Below are 12,878 nucleotides of genomic sequence, written 5' to 3' on the forward strand. Positions count from 1 at the left end.
GGGCCGGATACGCGAACGCTTCCAGCAGGGTCAGCAATCCGTCAGTAGATCCTGTCTACGAGCTCTCCGAAACGGGTGAATTCGTCGTCCATGAACTGTTCGAACTCCTCGCTCTCTACGATTTCGGATCCGTAACCCTGTTTCTTCATGAATGACTGAAAGGTGTCCGATCGGGCCGCCTCGGCGAAGCAGTCGTTCAGCTTCTGCACCCGGTCTTCCGGGGTTCCCTCGGGTACGACGATCCCGAACCAGTTGGCTGCGTCCCAATCGGCGCCTTCCTCATGAGTGGTGGGGATGTCCGGGAACACTTCGAACCTCTCAGGGGACATGGACACCAGCCCGCGGAGCTCTCCAGTGTTCAGCTGAGACTGCATCTCCGCACCGGACGGCGTGAGGGCTTCGACTTGGCCGCCCAGGACAGCCGGAATCATCTCCGCCGAGCCGTTGAAGGGAGCGTACTGTTTGAACTCAACGCCGATTTCCTGTGCCAGCCCTCGAGCGGCGATGTCCCAGATCCCCCCTCGGCCGTTGGTGGCTACCCGGACTTCATCTCCGTTCTTCATGCCCTTCACGAGGTCATCAAACGTCTGGTACGGAGAGTCCGGACTCACGGCCAAGACGGACGGGGTTGACTGGAACCGTATTACCCCCTGCAAGTCCTCTGGGGTGATCTCTGTGTTGCCCAGGTGGTTCAGGATGGAGACTTCCACCGTGGCAGCCCCCACCGTGTATCCGTCCGGTTCCGCATCGGCCATGGCCTGATGGCCTACAGCGCCAGCTGCACCGGTCTTGTTGGTGATCATCATGCGGACGCCGCACGTGTCTTCTGCGAGCGTGGCAAGTTGCCGGGTGGTCAGGTCTGTGGCCCCACCGGCCGCCCACGGTACGATGATCTCAACCTGGGATGAAGGAAATTCCTCGTCGTCACCCGCGCCAGCGGCACCACACGCTGTCAGTCCAGCAGTGGCAGCCAGCACCGTCGCGGTGGCGGCCAGTCGGCGTGGGAACTTCGGGAAGGTCATTGGAGTGGTATTGAACTTCATTGTTCTAGTCCTTTGTTCAGTGAGTGGATGGAGGGGTAGATGACGTCTCGACGAAGACGTCGGGCACTTCGGCGGAATCAAAAACCGGGGGATGGCGCTCTGTCGCGACGTGGCGAAAGTCCGGGGCTCTCTTATCCCCGAAAGCCTCGACACCCTCAAGGACTTCGTCTGTTCGGAACACTTGTGCGAACAGTCCGGCCTCCTTGCTCAATCCCGATTCCAACGGTTCCTCGACAGCCGTCCGGACTAGCGCCCGAATGCTGGCGACGGCAGGCGCCGGAAGCCCTGCCAGTCGTCGGGCGAAACGGAGCGCGGCTTCAGTCGGTTCCTCCGCGGCGACGATTCGCGTGATCAGGCCGATGCGGAGGGCCTCCGAGGCGTCGATTGGACTGCCGGAGAGCATCAGATCCAGCGCCCGCGCGCTGCCGACGATCCGAGGCAACAGCTGAGTTCCCCCGTTGCCGGGAAATACACCCCGGGTTACCTCTGGGAGAGCGAAGGTCGCTCGTGCAGTGGCTAGCCTGAAGTCTGTCGCCAACATGACTTCCAGTCCGGCCCCGAAAGCTACTCCGTCGGCGACCGACACTGTCGGGTGCCCGCATTCACGGATAGCCGTGATGAGACGGTGTCCGTTGCGGGCCACCTCCAGCGCATTGTCGTCGGCGATCCGTTGGGGGAACTCCGTGATATCCGCGCCGGCCGAGAAAGCTTTGGTCCCCGAGGCGTGAAGGAGAACGGCCCGCACATCGTCGTGACGGCGCAACGATCGGAAGATGTCAAAAAGCAACTCCTTTGTCTCGTTGTCTAGAAGGTTAAGCGGCGGGTTCTGAATGGTCACGATGGCCACATCGTCGTCCAGCGTCATGCCCGCCGGTGCTGGGGACTGGGTGGAAGTATGGGCCATGTCGCCTCCTTTGGTGGCTGGCACCTCTGACCAAAGTTCCGAAATTGTTCAGATGCAGGTACTCGGTTCAGAGTACAGCGAGTGGTCTATATCACACAAGTGTTTCCAGCTTCAGGCCAGAAGATTCTTAGCGACGATATTGCGCTGGATCTGATTGGTACCCTCGATGATCTGCAGGCCCTTGGCTTCACGCATGAACCGTTCCATCGGGTAATCCGTGCTGTACCCTTTTGCGCCGAAAACCTGGAGCGCGTCGACGGTAATCTGCATGGCCGAATCCGTTGCGAAGGTCTTGGCCATACCGATCAGAGGTGCGGCGTCCCTGGGCGACATTCCACTGTCCAGCACCGCAGCCGACTTGTACACCAGATGCCTCGAAGCCTCGAGGTTGATGGCCATGTCTGCCAGCATCCATTGCAGGCCCTGGAAGTCGGCGATTGGCTGGCCGAAGGCCCGCCGATCCTTGGCATAGGCCACAGCATGGTCGAGCGCCCCCTGAGCCAGGCCCAGTGCTCGCGCGCCGACCAACGGGCGCAATAGGGTGAAGGTGCTGGCCGCGGTCTTGAATCCCTCGCCTTCCTCACCCAAACGGTCGGAGACCGGGACGAAGACATCAGTGAACTCGACCTCACATGACGGGATCGCCCGACCGCCGATCTTGTTCATCGCCGCCCCCCGATGCACTCCCTCCGCGTCCGTGGGCACGACGAAGGCGCTGAGTCCGCGATGCCCCGGCTCTCCCGTGCGGGCGAAGGTGACGAAGTAGTCGGAGACCGGTGCGTTGCCGGCCCACTGCTTCTTACCCGAGAGAAGGTAGCCGCCGTCAACGGGCACGGCGCGAGTCTGGAGATTGGCCATGTCCGATCCGACATCCGGTTCAGTATTGGCCGTAGAGAACCGGAGGGTTCCGTCGGCCAGACCCGGCAGGAACCGGGCACGCTGTTCCTCGTTGCCAGCGGCCGTGATGGCGAAGTACGGCTGCCATGTCATCATCAAGAGGTACGAGGTGTTATAGCACGTCCGTGTCAGACCCTCAATCGCCAAGGCGGCAGAGAGTATCCCTGCGTTCTGCCCTCCATACTCCGGTCCGAAGGGAAGGGCGAGTAGGTTCCGCTCGGCGAGCAGCTCGAACATGTCCTGCGGATACTCTCCCGTCTTATCCCGTTGGGCAGCGCCCGCGGCAACGGGGCCATCGGCGAGCTCCCGGATCTGCGCCTGAAGCGCGAGCTGCTTCTCCGTCAGTGCGTATTGTTCCTGGCCGGTCATCGTGGTATCAGTCATGGCATCTCCTTATTGTGTGGTGTGGTGGTGTTTACATTGCTGGTCCGAATTTGATCGTCATTGATGATCCCCTGGTCCGCCAGACGCTCAATGGTGCGATCCGAGAATCCCAGCTCTCCTAGGATGTCGCGGGTGTCCGCTCCCAGCAGGGGAGGTGGCGAAGCAGTGGCTGGCCATGGCGGATCGACATCAACGGGAATTTTGAGCTGGTGCAGCTCACCGACGGTCGGGTGTTCCAGGGTTCGCGTTCTCGCTGTGTCGTTCCTCAAGACCTCCGACAACCCTTGCACTGGCACGCGAGCCGAGTCGCCACCATCGGCCTCTACCCAGAAGTACCGCCCTTCTGAGCACCTCACGGACCCGTTTTGGACGGAAGGGCTGAATTCCCCGCCCGCAAGCAGGTCGGTCTGTGCGTATAGCTGGGAATCAAGCAAGTTGATGTCGACAGTGGCACCCTTGCCCGTCGACGATTTCCGGCGTATGGCGGAGAGGATGCCGATGGCGGCAAGCACCCCGGCAGCGAAGTCCGGGAGACTGACCCCCATCCGGATCGGGGTACCACCGGGTGTGGTGGTGGCCCACATGGCCCCGCTGAGTGCCTGGATGAGAGGGTCGTTGGCGGGCCGTTCAGCGTATGGTCCGTCCGGCCCGAAGGCTGTTATGGCGCAGTAGACCAGCTCCGGCCGGACTTTCCGCAGCTGCTCTGCCCCAACCCCCAGGCGCTCGGCGGTCCCGGGCCGGAAATTCTGCACGACGACATCAGCTTCATGGGCCATGCGGACCACGGCCTCCCGCCCCTCGGCGGTCTTTAAGTCAATACAGACACTCTTCTTGCCGCTGTTGAATCCTAGGAAAATCGCAGACTCGCCTGCGGCATAGACGCCGCCCATGTTCCGGCTAATCTCACCGCCCGGCGGCTCGACCTTGATGACTTCCGCGCCGAGCTCACGGAGCAACACCGTGCACCACGGGCCAGCGACGAAGTGCGACAGGTCCAGGATCCGCAGCCCCTCTAGGGGCGCCTGGGCCAGGGCTGGGGTGGCCGCCGTTGTCATGGTCGCCGTCCCGACAGCACAGGGGACACGGAGGGGGCCAGATCCAGCGGAGACCAGTCGCAGTGTGCGTAACGGTAGGCGGCCTCCACGATCCAGTAGTTGCCGTAGGGCATGGCCTCCTCCAGGGGGAACCGGGAGAAGCCGGCCCCTGCTTTCTCCGGCGGCAACTGTCCCCAACTGCTGTGCAGCAGAACGCCGCCGGGCGACAGATGGTCTGCCAGAAGGGCATCTGTGATGGCTTCCGCTGCTGCACCGGCCCAGTCCCTGGACTCCGCGTCCAATCGCGCCAGCCTCAACAGGGCGTTGGTGGCAATAGTCGCGCTGCAAGTGTCCCGGGGGACAGCAGGGGCTGCGGGGTCGTCAAAGTCATAGAAGGGAACGTTGCCCTGTGGCAAATGACTTACATACCACTGGCAGGCGGACCGGGCAACGTCCAGAAACCTCGCCTCAAGCGTGGCTTCGAAAGCATTGACGTAGTTATGCATGGCCCAAGATTGTCCGCGAGCCCAGGTGGTGGAGTCGCTGTAGCCCTGCATGGAATAGCGTCGTGCCGGCTGAGCCGTGTCCAGGTCGAATTCAATTGCCTGGTAACAAGATCCATCGCCGCGCATGATCCCGTAGTCGAGCAGGTTCGCATTGTGCACCCGCGCGATATCAGCCAGTTCCGGGTCGACGTGAGCTGCCCAGTAGAACGGCAACAGGTTCAGGCCGGTGTCGATGACGGCACGATTGACGTTGCGGACCTGGAGGAAGATCCCCAACCGGTCGTCGAAGTTGTTGCGGTATTGCTGCACGGCTTTCAGCGCCGTCTCAGCAAGGTCATCGTCTCCACTGATCCGAGCCCCCAAGCAGGCAGCATAGAACAGGTCGCTGCCGGCTGCGGAGAATCGCGGCGGCTCTAGCGCCAGCGTCTGCGCAACGGTCGTGGACAGCTGGTACGCGGCGTCGTGGACGCGGGCGTCTTGGAAGTGGTCGGCGATGAGCCAGAGCCTCCCACTGAGGAAACCCACCCACTGGAAAGTGGACCATTCGTGCGGTAGGTACTGCGAATTGATACGGTAACCGCCGGTGGTGTACTTGAACCCCGGGGCTGAACCAGGCGGAGAGTCCTCGATCAGCCTCAGGACTGGCTCGAGGCCGCGCCTGACGTCTTCCAGCGCCGCTTCGGCGGCCTCTCGCATCGCCGGCGCGGGGGTTGGAGGGTTGGTCTCCGAGTAGGTGTCGACTTGCGCGTTCAACGCATTCTCCTGTTCTCGTTAAGGTTGCTCTTGTCAGAAAGACCCGACTTGTCTCCACTGCGCACCGGCCGCGGATCTTCCGCGGATGAGCCGTCGATTTCGCGGAGGATCTCATCGGTGTGCTCCCCCAGCAATGGCGGTGCGGTGCGCACGGCGGGGCGGACTCCGTCAAGAGTCATGGGGAGTCCCACCGTGGTCAGGTCGCCAACGGTTGGATGATTGACCGTGGACAGCAGGCCGTTGTGTATCACCTGGGGATCAGAGAGCGCTTCACTGAGGCTGTTGACCCGCGCACACGGCACCCCCTTGGCCTGCAGTCGTTCCAGCCAGGTCGCGCTGGGATGCTCGATCAGGAGATCGCCCACGATCCGGGTCAGTTCCTCCCGACGTTCCACCCGGTCGCGGTTGGTGATGTACCGCGGGTCGTCGACGAGCTCGGGCTCGTCCAGGGCCGTGCACAGGAGGCGCCAGAACTTGTCGTTGATCACGGCGATGTAAATGTATCGGTCATCGGAGCAGGGGAACGCCTGATAGGGGGCGAACTGGGGATGCGCGCTGCCCAGCCGGGGTTGCTCCTGACCGTTCAGCAAGAACTCCTGTGCCCGGGGTCCGAGAGCGAACACCGAGACGTCAAGCAGGTTCAGGTTCAGTTGACGGCCCAGGCCGTCCTGATGGCGGCCATGCAGTGCCGCGAGGATCGCAAGACCGGCGGTCATTCCCGCGGCGAAGTCCGGCACGCTGAGGCCCTGGCGGGCGGGTGGGCCGTCGGCCTCGCCGGTGATAGCCATCGCTCCGGACAGGGCTTGGATGATGGGATCGTTCCCAGCGAGGTCCACATACGGTCCAGAATCACCGAATGCAGATATGGACGCGTAGATGATGCCGGGGTTCCGCTTCTCCAACGTGCTCCGGTCGACACCGAGCTGTGCGGCCTTCCCGGGGCGAAGGTTCTCGACGACGATGTCGGCCTTATCAGCGAGATCGTAGAAGACTTCCCGTCCTTCGGGGTCCTTCAAATCGAGGGCAATGCTCCTCTTGTTCCGGTTCAAGGAAAGGAATACCGCGCTCTGGTCTTCTGCGAAGACGCTGCCCGCCTGCCGGGACATGTCTCCGCTGTCCGGTCGCTCGACCTTGATCACATCGGCACCTAGGTCGGCTAAGACCATGGTGCACCATGGTCCTGCGGCAAGGTGACTCAAATCCAGGACTGTGACGCCTTCCAAGGGCAATCGCTGTGGCACGGTATCCTCCAAATAAGTTCGGTTGTTCTTATATAGGTACTTGGTTCAGAAGTGTGGTCGGAGTTCGTCACTCTCCTGGGAGCTGGCTGTCGGGGCTGAGAACGATCCGCGTCAGCGAGTCGCTAGCACTGCCGTCACGCTCTCTGCTGCTTCCAGCACTCGCTGGCCGAGCTCCCGTTTGGTGGCGGCGGCGACCTGGGGGCCGAGATGGGAAAGGCTCAAGGCTGCGATGACCCTGCCCGAGCGGTCTCGGACCGGAGCAGCGAAACCGGTGACCGCAGCGTGCAGGCCTTGGTCGTCGACTGCATAGCCGACTTTCGACTGCTTCTGCAGCACTTTCCGATACGATTCAGCGTCCGGGCAGGTCTTTTCGGTAGCCTTCTCGAATACATGTCGGCTCAGCCATTCCTCCTGTTCGTCAGCGGGCTTTGAACCGACCAGCACGTGGCCCAGGGAGGTCTGGTGTGCTGGTATCCGGGTGCCGACGTGAGTGACCAGGCGCACCACGCCGTCCCGAGCCTCGACCTTCTCGATGTACAGCACGTCATGGTCGTCCAAAACGGCCAAATTGCAGGTCAGGCCTGTTTCTTGGGACGCCTGTTCCATGGCGGGGCGCGCCAACTCGGGAAGGTCGACGATCTCCAGGGCGCTAGCCGCCAATGAGAAGAGCCGCAGGCTCAATCGATATCGTTGGTTCTGGTCCCTGACGATGAACCCCTTCGCCTGAAGTGTTTGCAGGATTCCGTGGGCTGTGCTCTTAGGGAGATCGAGGTCCTGGGCGATCTCGATTAGACGCATCGGCGCCTTGCGCGCGGACAGCAACTCCAGGAGTGCGGCCACACGTTCCACAGATCGGACAAAGCCACCGTCGCTAACCATCTAGACCTTCCCTTTCTCAGCGGCGTGTTTATCAAGAACAGTAGCAGCGGAAATTGGTTCGGTCTGGGCCGTAGGGCACGCCACCGGGGTCTTCGGGTCCCCTCCTGTTAGCACTGCGACAGTATTCTCGGCGGCCAGCATAGCCATCCGCTGGCGGGTCTGCTCCCCTGCACTGCCGATGTGGGGCGTCAGCACGACATTGTCCCGGACGAGGAGGCCCGGGTGGATCTTTGGCTCCTGCTCGTAGACGTCCAGGCCTGCTCCACGTAGCCTCCCGGAGTCCAGCGCCTGAACAAGGGCCCCTTCATCGATGAGCGGACCTCTCGCCGTGTTGATGACTACCGCTCGAGGCTTCATGGAAGCGAATTCACGTGGACCGATCAGGTGCCGTGTCTCCGCGGTCAGCGGGACATGCAGACTGACCACGTCCGCTACCGACAGCATCTCCTGCAGAGGTAACCGCTCGACGCCGTCCCGAGCGGGGCCAGTACCGGCAGCGATGATTTTCATTCCAAAGGCGCGGGCACGCCGTGCCAGGGCGGCCCCGATGCGTCCATATCCGACGATGCCGAGGACCTCGCCCTCCAGATCGCGGCCCAGAAAGAAACGCGGGCCCCATGACCAAGACTCACGCCGGCGCAAGAAGGCGTCCGCCTCGACGATCCGCCGGTTGACGGCCAGGATGAGCCCCATCGCCAAGTCGGCAGTGGCAGCAGTAAGGACGTCCGGGGTATTAGTGACCGTGATTCCCCGCCGCGCAGCTGCCTCGATGTCAATGTTGTCCGTACCCACCGAAACTGCGGAGACAACGGCGAGCTGAGGCCCGGCATGGTCGAATAATTCGCCATCCATCTTCTCGCTGAGCAGAGTGACGATGCCGGATGCACCGGCCACGCCATCAAGTAACTCCGAGCGGCTCGGAGGGCGATCCCGGTCAGGGTGTACGACAACCTCGCAGCCGGATTCCTTCAGCAGCCCCAAGGCACCGGGACCAAGGTCGCTGGAGACGTACACACGTCGCGTTTTCATGAGTGGTTCCTTTTTATCTTGGGTCTGAATCGCGCAGGTCCGAAGCCAAACCGTCCACTAAAGCCCTTTGCGTCCCGAGACCACCGGCCCCGCTTGCGCGCTGCTGCGGTCCTTGGCGTACACGGTCTTGGACTGAGTGAAGAATTCGACGTTGGAGAGACCGATCGAGAACGGTCCGACCCCTGACTCGTTCATGCCGCCGAACGGCACGTGCGGCTGACTGACGGTTCCGTGATTGATGTGAACCATCCCGGCGTGGACCTCGCGTGAGAAGCGCATGGCTGTCTCGAGGTCCTCGCTGAACACTGCTGCGGCCAAGCCGTAGTCGGTATCGTTCACCACTCGGATGGCTTCGTCATCATCGTTGACTCGGGTGACCGTCAGTACTGGACCGAATATCTCTTCCCGGGCCACGGTCATCTCCGGCGTAACCCGATCCAGCACCGTCGGAGCGAAGTACAACCCGTCCGGTGTCGACCGATCGGGCGTGACGCGGACTGCACCCTCCTCGATGCCTTGCTGGACATAGCGAGAGACGCGGTCCAGCTGCGACTGGTTGACCAGCGGGCCGACCTCCGTATCTTCAGCATCACCGGGGCCGATCACCAGGCCGGACCACGACTCGACCAACAGTTCCACCAGGTCGTCGGCGATCGCTTCACGGACCAGCACCCGGCTGATGGACGTGCACCGCTGTCCGGTGGCCTGGATGGACGCGTTCGTGATCTCAGCGGCGACTGCTCGCAGGTCTTCAGCGCTGTGTACATAAGCTGCGTTCTTGCCGCCCAGTTCCAACTGCACCGAGCCTAGCCGCCGGGCCATGGCTTCGTTGACGGATCGTCCAACGTTGGTTGAACCGGTGAAGGAGATTCCCGCGACGCGGGGGTCCTCTGTCAGCTGTGATCCGACTGTTGAACCGCGCCCGGAGACCACGTTCAGTACGCCTTCAGGCAGCCCCGCCTCACGGAGCAGCCCCGCCAGAACCAGAGCGGTCTGCGGCGTTTCCAGCGCAGGCTTGAGAACGACAGTGTTGCCGAAGACCAGAGCTGGGGCGATCTTTCGCACTGGTGCGATGGCCGGGAAGTTCCACGGTGTGATGGCGCCGACCACTCCGATGGGTTCGCGTTGTGTGGCGATCGAGACCCCCGGGATTCGGCTGGGGATGGTGACTCCGTGGATGCGTGTACCTTCTCCCGCCGCATAGTCGATCTCCATGCGCGCCCGTCCGAGCTCGCCGCGAGATTCTGCCAGCGGTTTGCCCATCTCCCGGGTGATGAGTCGAGCGAGCTCCTCGAGGTGCTCTTCGATCAGTTCGCTCCACCGGCGGAGGATGTCCCCACGGACCGGGCCAGGGGTTGCAGCCCAGCCAGGCAGTGCCTCCCGGGCCGCATCGATGGCGGCCTTGACGTCCTCAGGAGTGGAGTCAGGAACGGTTCCGACGATGTCGCTTTGGTCGGCGGGATTGAGTGTTGGGACGCCAGCTCCAGCACTGGCTGTCCAGGTGTTGTTGATGAAGTTCGTTCGAGCTGGTGCGTTGAGAGTCAGCTGGTCAAGCAAGGCAATCTCCTAGGGAGCTAGTTTTGGGCAACTCACGGCTGCATGATGTGAAGGTCTATTGCGCGGTCGATCCATTGCCGATCCCAGCTGTCGTCGCCGATGGCCTGGGTGGCGGCCAGTTCGCGTTGCACGACGTCTTCGGCCAATGTTGCGACTTGCGCCACTCGATTGCGTGGTACGAACACCACGCCGTCCTCGTCGCCGACGACGAGATCGCCCTGGCCGACAGCCGTTCCACCGACGGCGATGTGTCCGCGGATGGCACCCGGGCCATCCTTGTATGGGCCCTGGTGTGAAACGCCTCGAGCGAAGACAGGGATCTCCAAGGTAGCCAGCTCGCCGAGGTCGCGGACGGCACCATCAAGCACGATTCCGGCGATCCCGCGGGTCTGGGCGTACCCGGCTAACAATCCACCGACAATGGCTCGATCAACGAGACCTCCGGCGTCGATCACGAGGACATCACCGAACTCGGCTAGGTCTGCCGCCTTGTGGACCACGAGGTTGTCACCCGGCCGGGTCTGGACTGTCAGCGCGCGTCCGACCAAGTGAACCTTGGCTGGCCCAACGCCAGGCAAGGTCAGTGGCGACAAGCCCCGAGCTCCTCCGAAACGCTGCATGGCGTCAGAGATCGCCGACGTCGGCAGGTCGCGGAACCGAGCGATCAGCGCTTCGTCGATGCCAGGGGAATCCTCATAGACAAGACACTGCCCACCCACTTCACGCCACCGCCCCGGGCCGGAGCACGGCCTTCATGACACGGCCGGCCTTCACGTCAGCCACTGCCTGGTTAGCCTCGTCCAAGGGGTACTCACTGATGATGCTGCCGAGATCGAACTGCTCCAGAAGGCGGGGCAGAGTCTGGATATAGCGGATGAAGTGATGTGGGGCGAAGCCCCAGGAGCCCTGGATCGTCAACTGCTTCTTCGTGATGAAATGCGGGTTGATGGGCGTTTCACCATGGTTGGTGTACTGACCGACCACGCAGTACTGGCCACCGGGACGCACCATCTCGATCCCTTCGGCCACGGCGGAGGGGATCCCGGCACACTCGATGACGACGTCAGCCCCTTCGCCTCCAGACGTCAGGGCCTTCACAGCAGCGATGCGGTCTTCTGTGCTCATGTCGTCCATGACATTGAAGTGTTCATGCCCGATACCCAGACCAGAGGCCATCTCGAGTCGGGAGGCCGGACCGCCGACGATGATGACCTTGGCGGCTCCGGACATCTGGGCGTAGATCGCCGAGGCGACGCCTACTGGGCCACTGCCCTGAACGATGACCGTATCGCCAAAGGCAATCTTCGTTTCGTACAGGGCACCGTGGATGGCCGTCGGTCCGGCGCACCCCAACGGAATGACGTCCCGTGGGCTGACTCCTTCGGGCAGCTTGACCAGGGTTGTCCCGGGCTGGAGGTACATCTGGTCTGCCCAGCCGCCTGAGATTCTCGGGAATGTATCGGCCGGCTGATTGATTCCATAGATGCGGCGCGATCCGGTGCACAGCGACGGCTGCTGCTCGATGAGACAGTACCGGCACCGCCCACAGGCAACACTGTTCTGCCACGCTACCGCGTCGCCAATCGACAGCGGCTCCCCCAGAACATCGTGGGTGAGTCCCGGCCCCAGTGCCGCAATGTTGCCAACGGCCTCATGCCCCAGCACAACCGGGGTGTTGATGGGCAGCCGACCGGCCTGAAGGTGGACGTCGGTTCCGCAGATCCCGGCGTAGTCGACGCTGACGACCGCCGCGTTCTCACCCGGTTCCGGCACGTCGAAGGTGGTGAGTTCGAAGGGTTCGTCGAATTCCGAGAGCACGACGGCTCGGCTCTGTACTGTCATCTGGTTCTCCTCGGGTAGCCCATTAACTTCGAGTTCGTATATACAAACCCGGTTCACATAAAGGTACCCGTGTGACGCATGCAACACAACCCCCATTTTCAAGTGACGTGAACAAATCAATGGGTAAGGGTCGAGGGCAAAGGGGTGCGATGGCACCATCAACCGTGCTCACCAGCACGCGACGAACACGTCGCGCCCTGACCAGGACACAGGGGGTTACGTCGAATTACAAGAATCTGCCCGATCAGGACTGTGAACCAGCTGGGCATGGCATTGGTCGCTCACGTGGTGGGGAGACGACGAAGATCCACCACGCCGTCTACGGCCGCGGCCGCCCCCTGGCTGTGGTGATCACCGGCGGGCAGCGCCATGACGGAGTGATTCTGCCGCAGGTGCTGGCCGATATTCGAGTCCCGCGGGCTGGTGGTGGTCGTGCTCGCACACGCCCCGACGTGGTCCTGGCTGATCGTGCTTATGGGCTCAGATGCAACCGCGAGTATCTGCGTTTGCGTGGCATTCGGGCTGTGATCCCGGAGAAGAAGGACCAGATCGCAACTCGGAAGAAGCGCGGCAGCAAAGGTGGACGGCCCCCGGCATTCGGTGCCGGAGTTTATCGGAACCGCAACGTGGTGGAGCGTTCGTTTGCCTACGTCAAGCAATGGCGAGGGTTGGCGGCGAGATACGACAAGCTCGCGATCACCTATCGAGCGACCGCCGGGATCAGCGCGATGCTGACATGGCTCCGGCGATAAAGGAGACATGCCCTAGATGCTGATTTTCCACCCGCGTCACCGTCCAATGAGAAGATG

General features: G+C 62.5%; 11 protein-coding genes and 1 pseudogene. 1 reads left to right on the plus strand and 11 read right to left on the minus strand.

Annotation, left to right across the window (positions count from 1 at the left end; translation table 11 throughout):
* Window positions 1-41 precede the first annotated feature (41 nt).
* From HK353_RS07590 to HK353_RS07640, 11 genes are all read right to left on the minus strand, one after another.
* Window positions 42-1,043 (minus strand): tripartite tricarboxylate transporter substrate binding protein, encoded by a 1,002-nt coding sequence (locus HK353_RS07590; protein ID WP_173154739.1) that lies wholly within the window; start codon window positions 1,041-1,043, stop codon window positions 42-44.
* A gap of 16 nt (window positions 1,044-1,059) precedes the next feature.
* Complete coding sequence (locus HK353_RS07595) at window positions 1,060-1,947, minus strand: enoyl-CoA hydratase/isomerase family protein (RefSeq protein ID WP_173154742.1); 888 nt, start codon at window positions 1,945-1,947, stop codon at window positions 1,060-1,062.
* Between the two features lie 111 nt (window positions 1,948-2,058).
* On the minus strand, window positions 2,059-3,213 hold the full coding sequence (locus tag HK353_RS07600) for an acyl-CoA dehydrogenase family protein (protein WP_173154745.1): 1,155 nt from the start codon (window positions 3,211-3,213) through the stop codon (window positions 2,059-2,061).
* 11 nt (window positions 3,214-3,224) lie between these two features.
* The gene (locus tag HK353_RS07605) at window positions 3,225-4,283 is read right to left on the minus strand and encodes a CaiB/BaiF CoA transferase family protein (RefSeq protein WP_173154748.1); all 1,059 of its coding nucleotides are present in this window, start codon (window positions 4,281-4,283) and stop codon (window positions 3,225-3,227) included.
* Complete coding sequence (locus HK353_RS07610; protein WP_173154751.1) at window positions 4,280-5,521, minus strand: hypothetical protein; 1,242 nt, start codon at window positions 5,519-5,521, stop codon at window positions 4,280-4,282. Before HK353_RS07610 ends, HK353_RS07605 begins: the two co-directional genes overlap by 4 nt.
* Window positions 5,518-6,762 carry a CoA transferase gene (locus tag HK353_RS07615; protein WP_173154754.1) on the minus strand — a complete coding sequence of 415 codons (1,245 nt, stop codon included), beginning with the start codon at window positions 6,760-6,762 and terminating at the stop codon, window positions 5,518-5,520. The genes HK353_RS07610 and HK353_RS07615 overlap by 4 nt, the downstream gene beginning before the upstream one ends.
* A 111-nt stretch (window positions 6,763-6,873) precedes the next feature.
* Window positions 6,874-7,602: an IclR family transcriptional regulator domain-containing protein gene (locus HK353_RS07620; protein WP_173154757.1), complete on the minus strand. Its 729-nt coding sequence runs from the start codon at window positions 7,600-7,602 to the stop codon at window positions 6,874-6,876.
* A 39-nt stretch (window positions 7,603-7,641) separates the two neighbouring features.
* Entirely contained in the window at window positions 7,642-8,670 is a 1,029-nt protein-coding gene (locus tag HK353_RS07625) for a 2-hydroxyacid dehydrogenase (RefSeq protein ID WP_173154760.1), read from the minus strand.
* Window positions 8,671-8,727: 57 nt separating this feature from the next.
* The gene (locus tag HK353_RS07630) at window positions 8,728-10,227 is read right to left on the minus strand and encodes an aldehyde dehydrogenase family protein (protein ID WP_173154763.1); all 1,500 of its coding nucleotides are present in this window, start codon (window positions 10,225-10,227) and stop codon (window positions 8,728-8,730) included.
* A 32-nt stretch (window positions 10,228-10,259) separates the two neighbouring features.
* The gene (locus tag HK353_RS07635) at window positions 10,260-10,946 is read right to left on the minus strand and encodes an RraA family protein (protein ID WP_173154766.1); all 687 of its coding nucleotides are present in this window, start codon (window positions 10,944-10,946) and stop codon (window positions 10,260-10,262) included.
* 1 nt (window position 10,947) lies between these two features.
* Entirely contained in the window at window positions 10,948-12,069 is a 1,122-nt protein-coding gene (locus HK353_RS07640; protein WP_173154769.1) for a zinc-binding dehydrogenase, read from the minus strand.
* A gap of 148 nt (window positions 12,070-12,217) precedes the next feature.
* Between HK353_RS07640 and HK353_RS07645 the strand changes: the two are divergent.
* A pseudogene (locus tag HK353_RS07645) lies at window positions 12,218-12,821 on the plus strand (IS5 family transposase); the annotation flags it as partial.
* Window positions 12,822-12,878 lie beyond the last annotated feature (57 nt).

Origin of the sequence: Brevibacterium permense, from assembly GCF_013280495.1 — a bacterium.
GTDB classification, from domain to species: Bacteria; Actinomycetota; Actinomycetes; order Actinomycetales; family Brevibacteriaceae; genus Brevibacterium; species Brevibacterium permense.